This window comes from Halobacillus sp. A1 (assembly GCF_024189295.1).
Taxonomy (GTDB): domain Bacteria; phylum Bacillota; class Bacilli; order Bacillales; family Halobacillaceae; genus Halobacillus_A.
The window spans coordinates 16,244-35,034 of record NZ_JAIZEN010000018.1; the positions used below are offsets into that span (position 1 = coordinate 16,244).

The 18,791-nt window shown below is 40.2% G+C and carries 23 protein-coding genes and 1 riboswitch; of the genes, 9 read left to right on the forward strand and 14 right to left on the reverse strand.

Annotation, left to right across the window (positions count from 1 at the left end; genetic code table 11):
• Window positions 1-79: 79 nt before the first annotated feature.
• A complete protein-coding gene (locus LF817_RS15725; protein WP_253936763.1) occupies window positions 80-553 on the forward strand; it encodes a divergent PAP2 family protein in 474 nt (157 codons plus the stop codon).
• Window positions 554-629: 76 nt separating this feature from the next.
• Here LF817_RS15725 and LF817_RS15730 read toward each other — a convergent pair whose 3' ends face one another.
• The 3 genes from LF817_RS15730 to LF817_RS15740 form a co-directional block, all read right to left on the reverse strand.
• Window positions 630-1,268 carry a 3D domain-containing protein gene (locus LF817_RS15730; RefSeq protein ID WP_253936764.1) on the reverse strand — a complete coding sequence of 213 codons (639 nt, stop codon included), beginning with the start codon at window positions 1,266-1,268 and terminating at the stop codon, window positions 630-632.
• Window positions 1,269-1,487: 219 nt separating this feature from the next.
• Window positions 1,488-1,805: a YuiB family protein gene (locus LF817_RS15735; protein ID WP_253936765.1), complete on the reverse strand. Its 318-nt coding sequence runs from the start codon at window positions 1,803-1,805 to the stop codon at window positions 1,488-1,490.
• 62 nt (window positions 1,806-1,867) lie between these two features.
• Complete coding sequence (locus LF817_RS15740; protein ID WP_253936766.1) at window positions 1,868-3,088, reverse strand: NAD(P)/FAD-dependent oxidoreductase; 1,221 nt, start codon at window positions 3,086-3,088, stop codon at window positions 1,868-1,870.
• Between the two features lie 300 nt (window positions 3,089-3,388).
• Between LF817_RS15740 and LF817_RS15745 the strand changes: the two genes are divergently transcribed.
• Window positions 3,389-4,375, forward strand: coding sequence for an NAD(P)/FAD-dependent oxidoreductase (locus LF817_RS15745; RefSeq protein WP_253936767.1), 987 nt, complete (start codon window positions 3,389-3,391; stop codon window positions 4,373-4,375).
• A gap of 56 nt (window positions 4,376-4,431) precedes the next feature.
• On the opposite strand, the gene LF817_RS15750 is transcribed toward LF817_RS15745, so the two are convergent.
• From LF817_RS15750 to LF817_RS15760, 3 genes are all read right to left on the reverse strand, one after another.
• Entirely contained in the window at window positions 4,432-4,794 is a 363-nt protein-coding gene (locus LF817_RS15750) for a HesB/IscA family protein (protein ID WP_253936768.1), read from the reverse strand.
• 137 nt (window positions 4,795-4,931) lie between these two features.
• Entirely contained in the window at window positions 4,932-5,168 is a 237-nt protein-coding gene (locus tag LF817_RS15755; RefSeq protein ID WP_253936769.1) for a YuzB family protein, read from the reverse strand.
• Window positions 5,169-5,256: 88 nt separating this feature from the next.
• Window positions 5,257-5,592: a YuzD family protein gene (locus LF817_RS15760; RefSeq protein WP_253936770.1), complete on the reverse strand. Its 336-nt coding sequence runs from the start codon at window positions 5,590-5,592 to the stop codon at window positions 5,257-5,259.
• A gap of 165 nt (window positions 5,593-5,757) precedes the next feature.
• Here LF817_RS15760 and LF817_RS15765 point away from each other — a divergent pair, with 165 nt between their 5' ends.
• A complete protein-coding gene (locus LF817_RS15765) occupies window positions 5,758-5,979 on the forward strand; it encodes a NifU family protein (RefSeq protein ID WP_101843185.1) in 222 nt (73 codons plus the stop codon).
• A gap of 677 nt (window positions 5,980-6,656) precedes the next feature.
• Here LF817_RS15765 and LF817_RS15770 read toward each other — a convergent pair.
• Entirely contained in the window at window positions 6,657-7,622 is a 966-nt protein-coding gene (locus LF817_RS15770; RefSeq protein ID WP_253936771.1) for a 2-hydroxyacid dehydrogenase, read from the reverse strand.
• A 157-nt stretch (window positions 7,623-7,779) separates the two neighbouring features.
• On the opposite strand from LF817_RS15770, the gene LF817_RS15775 reads away from it, so the two are divergent.
• Together LF817_RS15775 and LF817_RS15780 are read left to right on the forward strand one after the other, a co-directional pair.
• On the forward strand, window positions 7,780-8,286 hold the full coding sequence (locus LF817_RS15775; protein ID WP_256558341.1) for a phosphatidylglycerophosphatase A family protein: 507 nt from the start codon (window positions 7,780-7,782) through the stop codon (window positions 8,284-8,286).
• A gap of 127 nt (window positions 8,287-8,413) precedes the next feature.
• Window positions 8,414-9,964 carry a hypothetical protein gene (locus LF817_RS15780; RefSeq protein ID WP_253936772.1) on the forward strand — a complete coding sequence of 517 codons (1,551 nt, stop codon included), beginning with the start codon at window positions 8,414-8,416 and terminating at the stop codon, window positions 9,962-9,964.
• Between the two features lie 156 nt (window positions 9,965-10,120).
• On the opposite strand, the gene LF817_RS15785 is transcribed toward LF817_RS15780, so the two are convergent.
• Together LF817_RS15785 and LF817_RS15790 are read right to left on the reverse strand one after the other, a co-directional pair.
• Window positions 10,121-10,894 (reverse strand): TIGR01457 family HAD-type hydrolase, encoded by a 774-nt coding sequence (locus LF817_RS15785; RefSeq protein WP_253936773.1) that lies wholly within the window; start codon window positions 10,892-10,894, stop codon window positions 10,121-10,123.
• Window positions 10,895-10,905: 11 nt separating this feature from the next.
• Window positions 10,906-11,349: a DUF86 domain-containing protein gene (locus tag LF817_RS15790; RefSeq protein WP_253936774.1), complete on the reverse strand. Its 444-nt coding sequence runs from the start codon at window positions 11,347-11,349 to the stop codon at window positions 10,906-10,908.
• Between the two features lie 130 nt (window positions 11,350-11,479).
• Between LF817_RS15790 and LF817_RS15795 the strand changes: the two genes are divergently transcribed.
• Together LF817_RS15795 and LF817_RS15800 are read left to right on the forward strand one after the other, a co-directional pair.
• Complete coding sequence (locus tag LF817_RS15795) at window positions 11,480-11,746, forward strand: SAV0927 family protein (RefSeq protein ID WP_253936775.1); 267 nt, start codon at window positions 11,480-11,482, stop codon at window positions 11,744-11,746.
• 51 nt (window positions 11,747-11,797) lie between these two features.
• Window positions 11,798-12,088, forward strand: coding sequence for a cytosolic protein (locus tag LF817_RS15800; protein ID WP_253936776.1), 291 nt, complete (start codon window positions 11,798-11,800; stop codon window positions 12,086-12,088).
• 34 nt (window positions 12,089-12,122) lie between these two features.
• Here LF817_RS15800 and LF817_RS15805 read toward each other — a convergent pair whose 3' ends face one another.
• Complete coding sequence (locus LF817_RS15805; protein ID WP_253936777.1) at window positions 12,123-12,398, reverse strand: YutD family protein; 276 nt, start codon at window positions 12,396-12,398, stop codon at window positions 12,123-12,125.
• Window positions 12,399-12,535: 137 nt separating this feature from the next.
• Between LF817_RS15805 and LF817_RS15810 the strand changes: the two genes are divergently transcribed.
• Together LF817_RS15810 and LF817_RS15815 are read left to right on the forward strand one after the other, a co-directional pair.
• Complete coding sequence (locus LF817_RS15810; protein ID WP_253936778.1) at window positions 12,536-13,114, forward strand: YhcN/YlaJ family sporulation lipoprotein; 579 nt, start codon at window positions 12,536-12,538, stop codon at window positions 13,112-13,114.
• 38 nt (window positions 13,115-13,152) lie between these two features.
• Entirely contained in the window at window positions 13,153-14,097 is a 945-nt protein-coding gene (locus tag LF817_RS15815) for a M23 family metallopeptidase (protein WP_253936779.1), read from the forward strand.
• A 38-nt stretch (window positions 14,098-14,135) separates the two neighbouring features.
• Here the strand turns inward: LF817_RS15815 and LF817_RS15820 are convergent, their stop codons facing one another.
• From LF817_RS15820 to yunB, 4 genes are all read right to left on the reverse strand, one after another.
• A complete protein-coding gene (locus LF817_RS15820) occupies window positions 14,136-14,231 on the reverse strand; it encodes a MetS family NSS transporter small subunit (protein WP_253936780.1) in 96 nt (31 codons plus the stop codon).
• Window positions 14,231-15,754 carry a sodium-dependent transporter gene (locus LF817_RS15825; RefSeq protein WP_253936781.1) on the reverse strand — a complete coding sequence of 508 codons (1,524 nt, stop codon included), beginning with the start codon at window positions 15,752-15,754 and terminating at the stop codon, window positions 14,231-14,233. Before LF817_RS15825 ends, LF817_RS15820 begins: the two co-directional genes overlap by 1 nt.
• A gap of 221 nt (window positions 15,755-15,975) precedes the next feature.
• Complete coding sequence (locus LF817_RS15830) at window positions 15,976-17,535, reverse strand: Na+/H+ antiporter NhaC family protein (RefSeq protein WP_253936782.1); 1,560 nt, start codon at window positions 17,533-17,535, stop codon at window positions 15,976-15,978.
• A gap of 194 nt (window positions 17,536-17,729) precedes the next feature.
• Window positions 17,730-17,910, reverse strand: a riboswitch (Lysine riboswitch).
• Window positions 17,911-17,964: 54 nt separating this feature from the next.
• Window positions 17,965-18,738, reverse strand: coding sequence for a sporulation protein YunB (gene yunB, locus LF817_RS15835; RefSeq protein WP_253936783.1), 774 nt, complete (start codon window positions 18,736-18,738; stop codon window positions 17,965-17,967).
• Between the last annotated feature and the right edge of the window lie 53 nt (window positions 18,739-18,791).

An 18,791-nucleotide genomic window follows, 5' to 3' on the forward strand; every position in this document is an offset into this window, starting at 1 on the left:
TCTCAAATATGATATGATACTTAAGAAACACTTTTAAAAAGACACTCACTTTAGGGTCAGAAAGGATGTCAAACGAGACATGGAGTTACTACAAAACTTTCCTTTGTGGGCAGCCATTGCAGCGATTTTTTTTGCACAAGTGGTCAAAATCCCCATTCAATTCATCGCTTCAAGGAATCTGGATCCCGGACTAGCGTTCAGTACAGGGGGAATGCCTAGTAGTCACTCCGCCGCAGTCACCGCCTTGTCCACAGCTGTAGGGATAGAGCATGGCTTCAACTCATCCATATTCGCTATCGCTGCTGTTTTCACAATCATAGTGATGTTCGACTCAACTGGAGTCAGACGGCAAACTGGTGAACAGGCCATCATGCTGAATATCCTGCTTAACGACTTTCAACGTTTCGTTGGAGAAGCAAGAGAATGGGCAAACAAAGAAGATTTCCAAAAACGAGAAGAATTAAAAGAATTATTAGGTCATAAACCTATTGAAGTTTTCTTTGGTGGCCTTACGGGAATTTTACTGACTGCATTTTTACATTCGCTTTTATAAATATCCTTCAAAAATATCATGTAACAGAGACTTATAGCATAAACAAGCCGGTATCGAGGATACCGGCTTGTTTATGCTATTCAGCTAATATTTGCTCCCGAAACACTTCCAATGTTTCGTTATTATTGTAATGAATGAGTTCTTCTTCGGCTAATGTGCCATCGCCCTCTTCGATCACATATACTTGTGTTTCTTTTTTGCCCCAGTGATCGTATACGTCATCGACACTCGGATAATACAGATCTATCTTATCCCCTTTAATCGCTGACCCTGTATCAGCCACCACTCCATAACCGTACCCTGGAATGAATAAAACGGTTCCGATGGGGAAGATCTCTATATCAGCAGCAATTGTAGAATATAAATCTCTTTTTACTTCCACTCCCGAATACGTGATCCCAAAAGCCGGATGGTCTTCATTCTTACCTGTTGACTCATACCCTGCCGTATAACCTGTAGCCGTAACTGTACGTGCAGGATATTGGGAGAGATTCAATAGTTCTACTACATCTTCTTCTGTGGCAGAATAAGATGCAGCAGGTTGGCTTGACGGATTTGTGATTTTATGATTATTTTCACTCTCGGATGTCTGTTGTTTTAAAGCCAGCCAATCATCGACATCTTTTATAGATAGATTCGATATATTCGCCCACGTGCTGTACATTGCCCCAATAAAAAGGAGGATGAATAGTAATCTCTTGACTATATTAAACATGATGATCACCTCACGATGTTCATCATGTCCAACGTCGACCTTTTTTATTCAAAAACGCTACTCATTCCTCGACTTAACCATAATAAGACAGCCTTAATTTAGGCCTTCAAGAAAAGGAACTTACATAAAAACACCGACACCCTGTATTTTATAAAGGCTAATAAAAAAACCTTAACAAAGAGCAGAGTGAACTCGTTAAGGTTCATTAATTGTTATAAATCAAAACATTTGATATCCATTTTTCCTCAGCCATTTGATCACTAAACCTGCAGCAATGGTTCCGACGAAACCACTCGTTAGAATAACAATATCCACCACTTTCAAATTTACAAGCCTTTCAAAAACAGTTGAAAAAGCATATACCGTATCAGTAAAATAACGGCTCATTGCAAAGTTATCAACTATTAATAAGACAACAATCGGATAAACGATGGCCATGATCCAGGATGAGCGAAGAATCATATTCAATAAAAAGCCTATACCAAAGAAAAGCACAAAGAACAAAACCATAGATACTGCAAATTGTACAATATTCAAAGAAAGATCCCCCTACTTGTAAAAAAGCAAAGGCAAAATTGCCTTTGCTTTACATGTGACCCTTATTTAAAGAAGTTTAACTTCCCTTTTTTCAGAAGAAGACTTGGACCGCCTAATTTTAGCAAGTAACGATTGTCAATGACCTTCTTCATAGCTGTAGCTGACCATCCAAATAACTTCTTATCATCAAACACTACACCAATAGCATCGTCATGGCCTAAAGAAGCTACTGTACCTTTAAGGTCAGGTTTGAATGGTTCAAGGTGTTTGTCACCATCCACTAGTTTCTTAAGGTTAGCCGCAGTATTCTCTGCCATTTGAATAGCAATCTGAGCTGTCGGTGGGTACGGACGTTCTGTCTCTTCGTTGAAAATCAATGCACAGTCCCCTACGATAAATACTTCAGGATACTGCTTACTGGTCAAATCAGCTTCAACCGGCATGCGGCCGCGGTTTGCTTCAAACCCTGACTCTTCAACTAGAGAATTCCCGCGTACGCCTGCAGCCCATACAACTGTGTTCGTAGCAATTTCTTCACGCTGCTCGTCTTTTTCGAATACAAGCTTGTTTTCTGTAACTTCCTTGATCATTGCACCAATCTTAAATTCAACGCCTTTAGCTTCCAGCGAGTTCATCGCATATTCAACTAATTCAGGATCGAATCCTGGAAGAGCCGTAGGTGCAGCTTCAACGTTGATAATACGCACTTTGTCACGAGGGATATCATACTCTTTGCAAAGTTCAGGGATGCGGTTAGCTAATTCACCTACGAATTCAATACCAGTGAAACCAGCTCCACCAACGACAATGTTCAAACGTTCTTCTTTCGGATGTGCTTCATTGTTGTATTTAGCAAAGTTATACTCGATGTGCTGACGAATCAAACGTGCACTATTAATACTGTTAATCGTATAAGCATGTTCTTTTAATCCTGGGATACCGAATGTAGCAGCTTCAAATCCAAGCCCAATCACTAGATAATCGTAAGAAAGTTCTCCATTTTCGAGCACGACTTTCTTTTCTTCAGGAAGGATGCTTTTAACTGTATCCTGCACAAAGTTTATTTGACTCGTGTTCACAACTTCCTTGATCGGAATACGTGTTTTATCATGATGTAATGTTCCAGCAGCATTTTCATGAAGCCAGGTCGTTTGGTAATGATAGCTGTGTTTATTGACTAAGGACACATTTGCATCATTAGGTCCAAGAAGTTTTTGCAATTTGACAGCTGTCATAATTCCGCCGTAACCCGCGCCCAATATAACAATATTTGGTTTTTTCATACTTATCACTTCCATCTTTGAATTTTTGATACTCTTCGGTGCTTGTGACTCGTTTCACACAGCCACCCATAAAAAAAAACCTGTCAGTACGTATATAGTTCTGTCACAAAATCGTAAATGTTTTCTATCACCATATTAGACCTTTTTTGTCGTGTTTTCAACCCTTTCATCATTTATCCGAAAAGTGTAAAAATTATAATAATTTGAAAAGGCTTACAACAGGACATAGGTGCTTCCACACTATTATTTATGATAGAATAGAAAAAGTGTAATTTGATTTTGAACAGGGGGACAACTACTATGAGTGATAAAGTTTATGATATAACGGTAATCGGCGGAGGACCAACTGGGTTATTTACAGCCTTTTACGGGGGGATGCGCCAGGCAAGTGTAAAGATCATTGAAAGTTTACCTCATTTGGGTGGTCAGCTATCTGCTCTTTACCCTGAGAAATATATATTTGACGTTGCAGGTTTCCCTAGAGTGGGAGCCCAGGAGCTTGTAGATAACCTGAAAGAACAAGCGTTAGCCTTTGATCCAACGATCTCACTCGAACAATCGGTAGACACGATTGAAAGATTAGAAGACGATACTTTAAAGCTTACAACAAATAAAGAAGTCCATTATACAAGAACCATCATTGTCACAGCAGGTAACGGTGCATTTCAGCCACGACGATTAAAAATTGATGATACAGAAAAGTTTGAAGATACAAACCTTCATTACTATGTAGATGATATGAATAAATTCGCTGATAAAAACGTGATGATTTGCGGCGGAGGAGATTCTGCTGTCGATTGGGCGCTCATGCTTGAACCGATCGCTAAACAGGTGAATCTTGTCCACCGTCGTGATAAATTCAGAGCTCACGAACATAGTGTCGAGCAGTTGAATAACTCCAAAGTAAACCTACTGACACCTTACACACCCGAAAAAATGATTGGAAAAGATCGTATTGAACAAGTAGTACTTCAAAAGGTAAAAAGTGAAGAAATAAAAACCATCGATGTTGATGAAGTAATCGTGAATTATGGTTTCATCTCATCGTTAGGTCCCATAAAAAATTGGGAGCTGGAAATCGAAAAAAACAGTATCGTTGTGAATTCTAAAATGGAAACGAACATCAAAGGGATTTACGCTGCTGGTGACATCTGTACGTATCCTGGTAAAGTAAAACTAATTGCTTCAGGATTTGGAGAAGGCCCGACAGCTGTCAATAATGCAAAAGCGTATATGGATCCGGATGCAAGAGTCCAGCCTAAACACTCAACAAGCATGTTTTCATAAAAAAAGCCGTCCCTAAGTGTCTATTTCCTAGACTCTTGGGACAGCTTTTTAAATGATTAACAGTTTGGATCTGGCGTACCAGCGTTTGTTGCCGTTTTAAAAGAAGAACCACAACCACAAGATACAATGGCATTCGGATTGTCGATTGTAAATCCGCCGCCCATCATATTTTGTTTGAAGTCGATTTTAGTTCCTTCGACAATTGGAATATCCTGCGTGCGAATGACAACAGAAATCCCATTGTATTCCTCTATAGTATCAAGTTCCTTGTTTACCTCATCTTCAAAACCCATGGCGTACGACAGCCCGCTGCATCCGCCGCCTTTTACTCCGAAGCGCAAATGCACATCTTTTGATTCTTCCTCTTTCAACATCTCATGAATCTGATGGTTTGCCGCTTCTGTGATATTAAGAATCATCATGGACTCCCCTTTCTTATCCTTATTTTCAGTATACTAACTGATATTTATTTTATCAAACGAACGCTACGGCTATTTATAGAAAAAAGCTTCTGCAAATGTCAGCAGAAGCTTTTATTTATAAGCGCGACACTGTATTAAAATAACGGGTTTTCCTCCAGGTGTTGATAAATATTAATTACAAGTTCTTCTGCAGTGTCCGCCATGACTCGTTCTCCATTAACTAAAGCAAAAAGTCCTTGAGAACAAATGCCGCAATGGCTGAGACAGCCGTATTCTACAACATCCAGATCCGGGTCTTTTTCTAATTTTTCCATTGCTTCATCAGACCCGCTGACTAAATTATTAACGCAAAATTCTATAATTGGATTCATCCGCTTCACCTCATTATCCTGGATGAAACCCCGATACTTTTTCATAGTACCATATTTCACAATTTATTTATATTGTCAGTTGGATGATTTATATGTCTTTCCGGTACTCTAAACCATATTCCTCCAATGCAGCATATACTTCTTTTAAACGAGGGTTTCCTTCACCGGCAATTTTTTCGTTGACTACCACTAGCGGGTAGAACAGCTCGTCTTCCATTATCCAATCAATATATTTTCGGTCCACTTCCTCAAGCTCTGTATCATGCAAATCTACATAGCGATACTTCAGAACATCTGTTTGAAATTTCCTGGCAATGGCAGCCTGAAGCCATTCATATGTTTCTTTTGATCCTGGAGCATTCACGCAACTGGCACATCTTTCTTCAGCTCCATAAACGGTAAGTGTTATTTTTTCTGCAGTCATCCCTTGTCCTCCTGTAACGTTTATTGGTAGGTACATACAGTTTACAAAACCTCGAAAAAAAGATAAAATGAAAATGGTTCTCAATTTAATTTTTTTAGTGAGACGATCATAGATTTTTATTGAAATTGGATTTATAATTAGATCAATGAAAGGGGAAGATTGAACATGGAAGCTCAAGTTCAAGAAGTACTGAATAAACTTCGCCCATTTTTACTTCGTGACGGAGGAGACGTTGAATTAGTAGACGTTGAAGACGGAATTGTACGTCTTCGTCTTATGGGTGCATGCGGGAACTGCCCAAGTTCTACAATCACTCTAAAAGCAGGAATTGAACGCGCCCTTGCACAAGAAGTTCCTGGAATCTACGAAGTAGAGCAGGTATTTTAATAAAGCGCCAGACTCCATTGAAATCCGTACACCTATGTGTGCGGATTTTTTGATGGCTGCTCTAAACTTTGCTGGTTTTTCATTACAGAGTTATTCAACAATATGGCAGGAATGTGGAAGACTTGATTTCGAGATATTTGATTAGAGAATCAGGGCGGCGGGGAATGGCTCGCTTTCCGTGGGAGCGCGGTGAGCTTCCTCGGACGTCCCTTCCTGTGGGATCTCACCAAGCACTCTCTTCCCACAGGAGTCTCCCCATTCCCCGCCGCCCTTACTAAGAATGTGCTTCTCAAAATCTTAAACTTCAATAGTATGGCTATAGCATTTTAGTTATAACACCTGCACCTTAAGGTAGTTCCAAACATTTTCTTGCATACCACATTCTCGCGGGTTATCACTCAAGAACAGTTATTTTTTAAGTGAAGCTGCAACAGTTGTTTCTGCTCTCCTCACAAAAGCAATAAGGTACGGGAAATTGAGTGACTCCTATGGGAGAACAGTACAGGGTGAGATCCCGGAGGGCGTTAGCCCGAGGAAGCTCACCGTACGCCCATGGAAAGCGAGTGATTTCCCGGACCTTCAAGCTCTATTTTTGTGGAGGAAACAGTCCGAACATCTTGAAACCGAGTCTTCCACTAAAGGGAGCTTATATGAAAAATTACTTTTAACGATGCCCTTTAATTAACGGGGGTCACTGCTTCCTTACCGCTCAGCACGTTTGACAGGTTTTCAAGGCACAATGTAATCATAGCTTCCCTCGTATCAATACTGGCCGAACCAATATGAGGCAGACAGACGACCTGTTTAAGGGACAGCAGCGGATGAGAAGAAGAAATAGGTTCATTTTCAAATACATCTAAACCGGCTCCTTTAATCTCCCCCGATTGAAGTGCAGCATATAAGTCATCTTCGTCTACTGTCGCTCCCCTGGAAACATTGATGAAAATAGAGCTGTGCTTCATTTTTTTAAACACTTCTTTGTTGAAAAGCTTAGTCGTTTCTTTCGTAAGCGGGACGAGACACATTACGAAATCACTGGATTCTATCAAATTATCGAAGGATTCATAACGAACACCAATTTCTTCTTCGGCTTCTATTTTTCTTGTCCGGTTATAGTATGCGACATCCATCTCGAAGCCTTTCGCTCGTTTGGCTACCGCTTCTCCAATCCTCCCCATTCCTACAATTCCTAATTTTTTGTGATGTACATCTGAACCTGCCAATAAAAAGGGAGACCACTTCCCCCACCGCCCCTCTTTAACATACTCTGCGGCTTCAACAACTCGTCTTGCTGCGGCTGTCAATAGAGTAAAGGCCAGGTCCGCCGTAGTATCCGTGAGAACATCGGGCGTATTCGTAACAATGACATTCCGTTTTTCAGCGCTATCTACATCAATGTTATCAAAGCCTACTGCCATATTGGCTACAACTTTTAAATGAGAGGAATGATCTAATAGTTGGTCATCCACTTGATCTGTGAGTGTCGTAAGAACTCCATCTGCTTTCTCGAGCTCCTGCTTGAGCACTTCAGGAGGCACAGGCTCCGTTTCGCTTTCCCACATATGAAGATCCAGATTTCCTTTAAAGCGGGTAAGTAATTCTTCTGGTAATTTTCTTGTAACGTAAACATAAGGTTTATTCATTTTATAATCACCTCTATCGTTATTATAATGGAAATGAAAGAGGACTACACATTTTTAAGATTATGTGTACGACCATCTGGTATAATACTACTAACGCTTTAACTTTTCATTAATAAGCTATAGGTAAGCAGCAACTGTTAACAGGGAGGTCTTTATCTTGAGAGAAGAAAACAGAAAAATTTCCGTATTAGAAAAAACAGCCAGAGATTGGCTTAGTGACCGAGGTGTCACGATTGATGATATGGCTGAACTTGTCCATTACCTTCAATCTAAATATCACCCCAATTTATCGATGGAGGACTGTCGCTTTAATGTTCACCAGGTGTTGAAAAAAAGAGAAGTTCAAAATGCGATATTAACCGGAATTCAGCTTGATAAACTGGCTGAGACAAAAGCGCTTGAGGAGCCGCTTCAAGCAACTATAGAAGCAGATGAAGGATTGTATGGCGTGGATGAAATCATCGCGCTTTCCATTGTAAACGTATATGGTTCAATCGGTTTTACAAATTACGGCTATATTGATAAACAAAAACCAGGAATTTTAAAGAAATTGAACGATAAATCTTCTGGTGATTGCCATACTTTTCTAGATGACATTGTTGGCGCCATTGCAGCCGCGGCATCAAGCCGGTTAGCCCATAGTGCAGTAGGCGAAGAATATTAAGCAGAACCTACTGAGAAACCGCTCCATTTTTTGGGGCGGTTTTTTACATCTTTTGAAACTTTATCCAAATCAATTCGTATAATCAAAGTGAACTACAAAACATTAGAAAGAGGTGTACAACAAGGCAATGAGAAAAAAATTGATTTGGCTTCTTCCATCGTTCATCATGCTGATGGGAATTGCATTATTATTTTATGAAAATTATCAGGAAGTCACGGAGCCTCCAAAACAAAACTGGAGCCGAGAAATTGAACTTGCCTCCACCCCTTCGACCGCGGACCCTGTCGTACAAAAAAAGGAAAGTGGTATGGATATTTCCTATTTAGATGAAAATGGAGTCACTAAACTTTCCCTTGATGAATCTTTCACTATTGAAAATGAACATACATACCAAATCCCTTACGACAAATGGACTCAGTTTTACCAGGATGAAGAGAATCTAATATATTCGGATTATTATGGATTGTATGATGGGGAAACCGATGAAAAAATCTCAGACATAACCCGTTTTTTCCCTTTACAAAAGCAGATTATTTATCAGGAAGAACTCGAAGTCATGCTCCTTGACCCCGACACCCATGAACCTACTCCTTTGATTACACTAGATGAAAAAGAAACTAAACTATCGGTCGTCGAAGACAACGACAGCATTTATATGCTCACCTATTACAATGGAGGCGGAAACAACCAACTCACTTTTTACGATATTACCTCTGATGGGGCTGAGGAACTCGGCACGAGCGAATTCACTGTCAGAAACTCTGAAGTAGTAGAAGATATTAATTTCTCCATTCAAGAAGACCAGTACTCCCTCCTGCTCACTACGAATCAAAAACAAACGATGTCGGGCTCTCCCGTCAATTTTTACTACTTCGCCCAGGAAAGCATGAATGAGAACCCTGAGCTGGAACTTCTGGAACTGCATGATCCAAATAGTAAAGGTAACCTGACTGACATATCGGATATTGAATTTTCATCCGCCGATGATCAAACTCAAATTACTTTTAAAGCATTAGGGTCTACAGAAACAATGTATAGAAATGAAAGGCAGTTTAACATATTTGAAGCGTCGATAAGCGAAGATGAAGCCGCAAACGTCTCCAGACTGAGCAATACTCCAGACTCTTCAGGTCACCCTTACTGGATCGATTCAGAAACTATCCTATGGTTTGACTTAAAAGGGGACGCCAACCGAATGCTTCTGGCCTCGTCAGATGAGCAAGTTATAAAACAGTCTAATCAAATGACAATGAATTATTTTTTAAATACGTTAGGCAAAACACTTGGTATGTTATCATACAGCTTCTTCACCTTACTTGTAGGCGTCATTTGGTTTATCTGGCCGATGTTATTTTTAGCATTTATCATGTTTGGACCTGGAAACGCGATTGATCACGACAAACCCTGGATATTCTTCTCAGGAGCTGGAATATATTTAGCTGCAGCTTTTATTTTTAACGATCGAGTGTTCACGTCGACCTTGATGGCCAGAGCACCTGATTATCTAAGCTTTTTAGCCAGCCCGTTCGTTTTCATCAGTATATTTGCACTTATCACCTATGCTATTATTGCGCTTAGTGCCAAGAAGCTCGATTGGTCCGTATCAATCAGACTCTCTTATTTCATAGGCATTCATTTATTGTTCATCACCATATTTTTCGGACCCTACTTATTATAAGCCTCTTCAATCTCAGTCTTGATATATTAAATAAACTTTCAATTTACTTTTACCTTACATTGCTCTTGTTATTGTGAATCCGGACTTTTCGAGAGGAAGATGGAAAATGCTGAAGTCAAAAAAAAATAGAAAATGACGCTATGGAACTCCATAGCGTCATTTTCTATCTAATTTCCACTTATATAAATCGGTGATTTTATAAGTAGGTTGTTCATCATAATGTTTAATACTTTCAAAAGTACTCACGCCTGTTTCCACCATTAGTGTATCTATACCCGAGTGGATACCCGCCAGAATATCTGTATCATAATTGTCCCCCACCATTAGCACATCTTTTTTTGAAAAACCTAACTTTTCGGTAGCTTGCTCCATGAGGATAGGTTCAGGCTTACCTGCAAAGACAGGTTCTATGCCCGTGCTTACAGATATAACTGAAGTGATGGCTCCATTACCGGGCACCATGCCTCTTTCAGTAGGAATAGCGACGTCCTTATTCGTACTTATTAACTTGGCTCCATTCCTAATTTGCAAACAAGCTTTTGCCAGTTTTTCATAAGTGAGACCGCGGTCGATGCCAATTACAACATAATCGGCATTATCGTCTACGATCTGAATGTTTTCGTTTTCAAGTGCAGAATGCAGTCCTTCTTCTCCTATGACATACGCCTTAGCATGATGTTCCATTAATCGTATATATTTGGCAGCCGCCATGCTTGAGTTGAATATTTGTTCTTCGCGAGCATTAATCCCCATTTTCATTAATTTCTCAGCGACTTTTTCGGGGACTGTAGCTGAATTATTCGTAACGAACAAATGGGGAATCCCTTCTTGGTTTAATTCATTAATAAACTCTGCGGCACCTGGGATCCTTTCATTTCCTCTGTACATTGTTCCATCCAAATCAATTAAATAAGCTTTATAGTGCACCATAACTGTCAGCTTCACTCCTCATTGCTTGAAAAAGCAGACACAGGCCCTAATTCTTCATCCAAATAAGTCCGGACCCGAACTGGAAATTTGAGCAGCGAATCTTTATTGACTTGCCACACTCTCATGACTGCTTCATGATCAATATTTGTATAATTTTGTACAACTTCTTTTCTAAGTCTTATGATGTCTTTGTGACCAGCTTTTTCGCTCTCAGGAAGAACTTTTTCATCCGTCAAAATATCAATAATATCCTCATAACTGCCGGGGTCTCTCATAATGAAGCCATCAATCATTTGATTTCCTACATCAATGATAGCTTCAACCGTTATATGAACCATTCTTTCAAAAGCAAGGCGTTCGGCGAAAGTTTGCGCTTGCTGCTTCTTAGATTCATCGAGAAGCCTTTCCATATATTCAAGAATTTGCTCGATTTTCCGTCTATCTACAAAATACATGATCCTGCCTCCTTTGACTTTCTGACCGTATAAATTCTTGCTTAGTCCAATTACCATTTTACTACAATGATATCCTTTTGCTAAAATGAAGTTAGATTAACGCGCCATAGCTATGAAAGGAGATGACAATTTGGGTGATATAAAAGTTTTAAAAGATCAAGAAGAACAAGCTCCATCACGCTTTGTCAGCTTTACCGCAGGAAATCGCCGGTACGAATTCATTTTTATGAAGGCTTCTTACTTTAAGAGTGACACACTAGTCATAGATCTTCTCGGCAACCATAATTTTTTACTTAATCATGAAACGCTTGATAAGAAAGGTCATATTGAGCACGTCTTTCACATCAATCAAATGGAAGCTGATCAACTCAGAAACTGTTTACACAAGTTCCTTTAATCGACATAGCTAATCCCTCTTTGGATACACTAAAGCCAAGGAGGGTTTTTAGTGGATAAAAAACAAAAAGATATTTACACTGATTTTGCCAATGTAGAGGCCGGGCGAAATTATCTGACTCCGGAACAATTGCCTGAAGGGCCTTATGGTTCCCCCCGTAATAAGGAAGAGCCTGTGTCTAATCGTAAAAGTGCTCCGTGGACAGAAAAACAGCGCTACTATAGTGCTTTCAACTATGAGTATAAGGGTCTCCATCACGACATTCCAAGAAAATTCCCAGGAGCCCACCCTACGCATGATGAAGAGCATACCAATATGAAACCGTCCGAAGAAAAAAACTAATAATAAACCGACGTGCTTATAATGGCACGTCGGTTTATTGTTCTACGCGTTTCAATACAAAATAGGCACACCCAAAGTTACAGTACTCATACAAATAATCTTCAAGGGTACTGATCTTCGTATCAAAAGTAGCCTTCGTATTCTGATCATCATAAAATCCTTTTAAACGAAGCTGACCGTAACCCCAGTCTCCGACAATAAAATCGTACTTGCTCAATATGTCACTGAAACGTCCCTCTAGATCTTCTTCATTGAATGCTTCTCTATAATCTTCAATGAGTTCATAATTTTTTCCGAATAATTCAATCAACTGCAATCACCTTACCTTATTGATTCAAGTGTACCATATTTGGTATATGACGAGGAAATAGATGATAAAAAATTGTATCATAATCAAATTTTCGTCCAAGCTAACTGTAAAGTATGAACTATAAAGGAAGATGAATAATGGACAATTTATTAAAGGGCTTTATCCTTTTCGGGTTAACTGCTGCCCTTTTAGCAGGCTGCAACACAGAAGAAAACGAGAACACTCAGCCAGATAAAGATCACTCGATCCCTGGAAATGCTATGGATAACTATAACGAAGAACCTGCAGACGGCCAGGTAGGCTATGTCCGGTTTCAGAAAGATCAGTTAGACCAGGAATCTGAACGCAACCATAAGATTAAGGTTAACCGCGAACAGATGGCTGATATGATCAGCCGAATGATCCTTCGTTACGAAGATTTCGATGATGTAGCTACGCTGGTCACTGATAACGAAATACTTGTGGCCTATAAAGGTCCGGAAGATAAAGATAAGAACCAGAATGCAGATATCGTAAAGAAAACGGCTTATTCTCTTGTCCCAAGCTTTTATCACGTATATGTTTCGGACGAGCCCACAGCTTATGGAGACATTCAAAGCTTAAGTAATTCCACTGTCTATGACGAAAATTACAATGAAGGCATTAGTCGAATTGTAGATAAAATGAAAAAATCCCCACAAGGTTCTACCACGAGTGAAAACGTCGAAGAAAGCTGAAATATCAACTCATCATTTTTTACAAGGAGGGTAAAACAATGAAATTAGGCTATGGTTTTCTGTTCATTCTATTTTCTCTTTGGTTTTTCCCTTCTATCAGTGGAGCCGTTTCGACTGAACAAGAAAGTGATATAGAGAGGATGGCTCTTTATAAAAAGACGGAAGCAGTCACGGGCATATCCTGGACATTTTTTGCCGCTATTGATCAATATGAGCGGCAAATTCATGAAGGAAAACCAGAAAACCGGGTGACCGCTTTTCGTCCTGACCCCCTATTCTGGGAAGGAATCAATGCTGAACCAGGTTTCTTCCCTAAAGGGTGGGGGGATAATGGGGACGGGAATAACGAAATAGATCAAACAAATGATGAAGATATACTATGGAGCTTAGGCAAGTATCTTCAGTCTTACGGTACAACAGATGATGATATCCGAATCGCCTTATGGAATTATTACAAACGTGATTTGACCGTACAAACCATTATGAACACTGAAAAAGTCTTCGATAAATTTCAAACCGTTATGTTAACAGACCGGGATTTCCCCTTACCGATTGAAGCGAACTTCAGTTATAACAATACTTGGGGGGACGCAAGGGGCTTTGGAGGAAGAAGGATGCATGAGGGTACAGATATCTTTGCCGATTACGGTGTTCCAGTTAAGTCGACAACGTATGGAGTAATAGAGATGAAGGGCTGGAATAAGTTCGGGGGATGGCGGGTAGGTATTAGGGATATTTACAATATTTATCACTATTACGCCCATCTTAGCGGTTTCAGTGAGGACATCAAAGTAGGAGATGTTGTGCAGCCTGGAGATGTTGTAGGCAGTGTAGGTTCATCAGGCTATGGCCCCCCTGGTACATCCGGCAAGTTCCCGCCACATCTTCATTATGGAATGTATCAAGACAATGGAAATAGAGAATGGTCCTTCGATCCGTATCCTTATTTGAAAAGGTGGGAAAATGAAGCAGAGAACAAATAAAATCCGCAGTGATTAGTTGATCACTGCGGATTTGTTTTTTACGAACTTTTCGACTTTCGTACAGCATGGGTGATACTAAGTGCCAGGCCACCCCATATGATTCCGATAGTAACAATAAACATTACAATGGCCATTAGCTTAGTCCCTCCTTATCGTCTTCGTCAAAATCCAGTTCATTATTAGGCCATTTTTTCACTGACATCAGTGCTCCAACTAAAATGGCACCAATCGCTACAAGCCAGCCGAAGTTGAATAGAAAGTCCATAGGATAGCCTGCATAGGCCTCAGATATTCTGTCATTCAAGTTTTGAAGCATCATATAACCAAGAACGATTGGAGTGATTACACCAAGGCTTATACGCCACCAGGCTCCTAGAGCGATGTCTGACACACTGTTCGCGTGAGACTGGTAGCTCTTAAGTCCTCTGGCGAACCATGCAAGGGCAACGACCTGGAAAAGTCCTGATAAAGCTATTCCAAAGTTGTTGATAAAATGGTCGACAGTGTCTAGTAAGTTCAATCCGCCTTGAGTAGCATAAGCCAGAGAAATCAGTGCTGCAAGTCCGCCACCAAATACTACAGATTTAACACGTGAAATATTAAACTTCTCTGAGACCGCCGCCACATATGTTTCGGTAATGGAAATCAATGATGATAAACCGGCTAATACCAGTGAAGCAAAGAATAAGAACCCAAAAAGTCCAGGAAGCACAGGAATTTGACTGACAATTTCCGGGAACACCATGAATGCCAGTCCGATACCGCCGACGCCTTTTTCAGCTGCAAGATCCGTTACAGAAGTATTATAAGTGAATGCCATGAAACCAACCGCTGCAAATACCCCAATACCAGCTAACACTTCAAAAGAGGAGTTAGCAAAGCCTGTAATGAAGGCATTGTTTGTGATGTCCGATTTTTTGGGCAAGTAAGATGCATACGTAATCATAATAGCGAAAGCGATAGACAGGCTGAAGAAGATTTGTCCATAAGCAGCTACCCAGACTTCAGCATCTCCTATCCTGGACCAGTCCGGTGTAAAGAATGAAGATAAACCATCCGCTGCCCCTTCAAGTGTCACTGCGCGGATAACAATAATCACAAATAGAACGACAAGCGTTGGTATAAAGATTTTGTTAGCAACCTCTATGCCTTTCTTAACTCCTTTTGAAAGCACGCCGAGTGTTATAACCCAAACAATGAGTAATGGTAACAATATTTTCGGTACGAAACCGCCGAACACACCAGGATCGGCAAGATTAAGAAAATCACCTACGAAGAAAGAAGTGGGGTCGTCCCCCCAAGTTAAGTTTATAGAATAATATGAATACATGATTGCCCAGGCAATAATCACCGAATAGTAAGTAGAGATGACAAATGCAATAGTAACCTGCCACCAGCCGATCCATTCAAACCCTTTACTGACTCGACCGAGTGATTTCGGAGCAGAGCCTCGATACTTATGACCGATGGTATACTCTAAAATCAGAATAGGTATCCCTGCCGTCAGCAAAGCGAATAGGTAGGGTACAATGAATGCTCCTCCCCCGCTTTCATAAGCGACTGCCGGAAAACGCCAAATATTACCTAGTCCAATTGCTGAACCCATTGCGGCTAATAAGAAACCGACTCTTGATCCCCATTGTGCACGATTCTCCATGTGAATAAGACCTCCCTTTAAAATCATTCTTTTCCTTATTAAAAATATGATGGGACAGGGAAAAGAATGTTTCTAATTATTACTTTTTTCTGATTATTGCTCTTAAATTATAACCATACCCTACAGGCTTGTCAAAGTAATATTATAAAATTATTAATTTTCCAATAATTTCAACAAAAAAGACAAAGAAGTACATTTGTCGCACTTCTTTGTCCTTTGTTTTAGTCCTTTATCGTTTTATCACGTAACACCATGTGGGTCAATAGACTTACTAAGGTTACAGTAGCTAATGTGACAATGAGCGGAAGCATGATTTGCCCCGTGAACCCTAGTACAATATATCCTACGGCAGCTGCAAACGCTGCAATCAAAGCATAAGGCAGCTGTGTCATTACGTGATCAATATGGTTTGAGCCTGCACCTGTCGAAGACAAGATCGTCGTGTCCGAAATAGGGGAACAATGATCTCCAAATACAGAGCCAGCCAGCACGGCAGATAATGCCGGTAAGATCAATGTAACATCAGTAACTGCAGCAATCTCTCCGGCTATTGGAAGCATAATACCAAAAGTACCCCATGATGTACCTGTGGATAAGGCCATGAATCCTGAAACAATAAATAGAAGTAGTGGCAGGTATGCGTTACTGATCGAAGAACGTTCCACTTGTTCTGCCAAATATTCTCCTGTTTCCAATTGCCCGATAACATCCCCGATCATCCAGGCGAAAATTAAAATATAAATAGCAGGAAGCATAGCTTTGAATCCTTCAAAAGTTACATGCCCCATACCGGATTTAGGCTTCGGCTGGTTAATATACAATCCAGCAGATACAAGGACAGCAACCAGACCACCGATAAATAAGGAAATATTGACATTGGTATTTTCAAATATGCTTAGAAGGCTTAGACTTCCTTCCGTGTTCTGCATACCACTGACGACCATTGATCCCACTGTTCCAAGAATCAGAGCGGCAATCGGCAGTACTAAGTGTGAAATTCGACCGTGATCATGCTCTTTAAATTCATTATTTAAATCTCCAGGAGCTACACCATTCTTCGGATTAGTCAACTCGCCAGTAGACACTGCTCTTCTTTCATGAGTACGCATAGCCCCGAGATCCAATTTTAAGAAAATAGTTAAGAAAACTAATAATAAAGCGGCAAAAACGTAGAGATTTGCAGGGATCATTTTGATAAAAGCTTCTAATGCTTGGTATTGCACAATTTCATTAGCTGCTAGTATACTTCCGATCGTACCGATGATATAGGCTCCCCAGCTCGAAATTGGGGATATGACCGTAATAGGAGCTGAAGTCGAATCAATATAATAAGCAAGCTTAGCCCGGGAGATTTTATAGCGGTCAGTTACAGGTCTAGCCACTTGGCCAACCGCTAACGCGTTAAAGTAATCATCTATAAAAATGATGATTCCTAATAAAGCCGGGACCAGCTTAGCTCCTCTGCGAGTTTGGATTCGTTGTACCGCCCAGCGGCCGAAAGCTCTGCTGCCTCCTGAGGCAGTCATAAATGCTGTCGTTACCCCTAACAAAAGTAAAAAGGTCAATAAATATAAGTTTCCAGTATTCAATGCACCTTCACTAATGAATATGGAGTAAAAATTAGACCAAATCGCTTGAGCTCCTTCTAATATATTGAACTGAGATAACATTAAGGCACCTAAAATAATACCGGCACCCAGTGATAAAATCACTTTTCTTGTAGCTATGACAAGAATAAGCATGAGTACTGCAGGAATAAGTGAATAAATCGTTCCTTCCATGTGGTTCCCCTCCGTAAAATCTAATGATGATGACGGGTCGTGTGGAATCTACTGTGAAAAAATGGGGAATGTTAAGTACAGCGGCGTGTCTTCATGAGACAGGGGCTAAACCTAATAGATAAAAATGCATACAAAAAGACAATGATAGAAAATAATCTACCATTGCCTTGTAAGCAATTGGATTATCCTCCATTTCGATCAGTAGCGCACCATGCACCCGAAAAGCTGCATGACAGTATATCTCTTCTTCAGACATATACCAGTTTATAAAAGCTGACGACTCCAATAAACTTCGGCAAGTCTTCCCTTTCTTCATGTGATCTTAGCTGCCCGCTCCCACTGAATACTAATGAAGCCCGCGCCTCTACCTCACCGATCTGATAAGGTCACGCATATTTAATTCTTAAACATTTTATCAGGTGAAACCCTTTATTGCAAGGGTTCCATTGGGTAGGAAAAAGTTGGTGACTTTCCAGTTTCTCCTGCATCATTAAAAAATTCAGGCACTTCTCCCATTATAGTACTAGAATCAATAGGAATATCATTATTTACCACTGTAGTTTCAGTGGAAAATGGTATGACCACTCTCAAACTGACTGTGAAATTAATGGATAGTTGAAAATGTGCGGAGTTTATACCATACTCCGTAATTTCATTTTTGAACTGAGACTGTACATCTCCAATGACTCTCAATTGTACGGGGATTTTAGGACCCAAGTTGGAGAGAATTGAATTATTTGTAGCAAGACCAACCGGAATCTCTATGAGAGTAGCCGGTTCTTCTCCCAATTCCTCACTCGTTTCCTCACCTGGAAACACGTCTGCATCCAAGGTGGTATCTTCAAGAGGCAGTTCATTCAGTTCCATACGCTTAAGGAAGTTCTGCACCCTCAGCGTCGTATTTCTCAAAGTTCTGTTTACGACCACTGAGTTCCAGCCCATATATACGATGTTTCCTTCATTATCTTTCTCCATCCTAACGAGGTCATCGAATTGTATTTCTTCAGAAATCTGTTTGCTGACCGCTTCATTAATCGCATCTCTAGCAAGCTGTTGAGCTTTCGTTTCTGCAATTTCTTCCAACGTCGGAGTAATGCCTCGATCAACAATAACTAAACAGACACCTGTGAACAATATAAAAAATATAAAGGTTAATAATAACCTTTTACCGAACGAAGGAGCACGCCCCCTATATTTGCTCATTAAACAACCCCTCCTGACCTATCTATATGATAAGTAAAAGGGGTTTACAACTA

Coding starts and splice junctions, on each gene's coding strand:
- LF817_RS15725 (WP_253936763.1), top strand. CDS start 80: ATGGAGTTACTACAAAACTTTCCTTTGTGGGCAGCCATTGCAGCGATT.
- LF817_RS15730 (WP_253936764.1), bottom strand. CDS start 1,268: ATGTTTAATATAGTCAAGAGATTACTATTCATCCTCCTTTTTATTGGG.
- LF817_RS15740 (WP_253936766.1), bottom strand. CDS start 3,088: ATGAAAAAACCAAATATTGTTATATTGGGCGCGGGTTACGGCGGAATT.
- LF817_RS15745 (WP_253936767.1), top strand. CDS start 3,389: ATGAGTGATAAAGTTTATGATATAACGGTAATCGGCGGAGGACCAACT.
- LF817_RS15750 (WP_253936768.1), bottom strand. CDS start 4,794: ATGATTCTTAATATCACAGAAGCGGCAAACCATCAGATTCATGAGATG.
- LF817_RS15755 (WP_253936769.1), bottom strand. CDS start 5,168: ATGAATCCAATTATAGAATTTTGCGTTAATAATTTAGTCAGCGGGTCT.
- LF817_RS15760 (WP_253936770.1), bottom strand. CDS start 5,592: ATGACTGCAGAAAAAATAACACTTACCGTTTATGGAGCTGAAGAAAGA.
- LF817_RS15765 (WP_101843185.1), top strand. CDS start 5,758: ATGGAAGCTCAAGTTCAAGAAGTACTGAATAAACTTCGCCCATTTTTA.
- LF817_RS15770 (WP_253936771.1), bottom strand. CDS start 7,622: ATGAATAAACCTTATGTTTACGTTACAAGAAAATTACCAGAAGAATTA.
- LF817_RS15780 (WP_253936772.1), top strand. CDS start 8,414: ATGAGAAAAAAATTGATTTGGCTTCTTCCATCGTTCATCATGCTGATG.
- LF817_RS15785 (WP_253936773.1), bottom strand. CDS start 10,894: ATGGTGCACTATAAAGCTTATTTAATTGATTTGGATGGAACAATGTAC.
- LF817_RS15790 (WP_253936774.1), bottom strand. CDS start 11,349: ATGTATTTTGTAGATAGACGGAAAATCGAGCAAATTCTTGAATATATG.
- LF817_RS15810 (WP_253936778.1), top strand. CDS start 12,536: ATGGACAATTTATTAAAGGGCTTTATCCTTTTCGGGTTAACTGCTGCC.
- LF817_RS15815 (WP_253936779.1), top strand. CDS start 13,153: ATGAAATTAGGCTATGGTTTTCTGTTCATTCTATTTTCTCTTTGGTTT.
- LF817_RS15820 (WP_253936780.1), bottom strand. CDS start 14,231: ATGGCCATTGTAATGTTTATTGTTACTATCGGAATCATATGGGGTGGC.
- LF817_RS15825 (WP_253936781.1), bottom strand. CDS start 15,754: ATGGAGAATCGTGCACAATGGGGATCAAGAGTCGGTTTCTTATTAGCC.
- LF817_RS15830 (WP_253936782.1), bottom strand. CDS start 17,535: ATGGAAGGAACGATTTATTCACTTATTCCTGCAGTACTCATGCTTATT.
- yunB (WP_253936783.1), bottom strand. CDS start 18,738: ATGAGCAAATATAGGGGGCGTGCTCCTTCGTTCGGTAAAAGGTTATTA.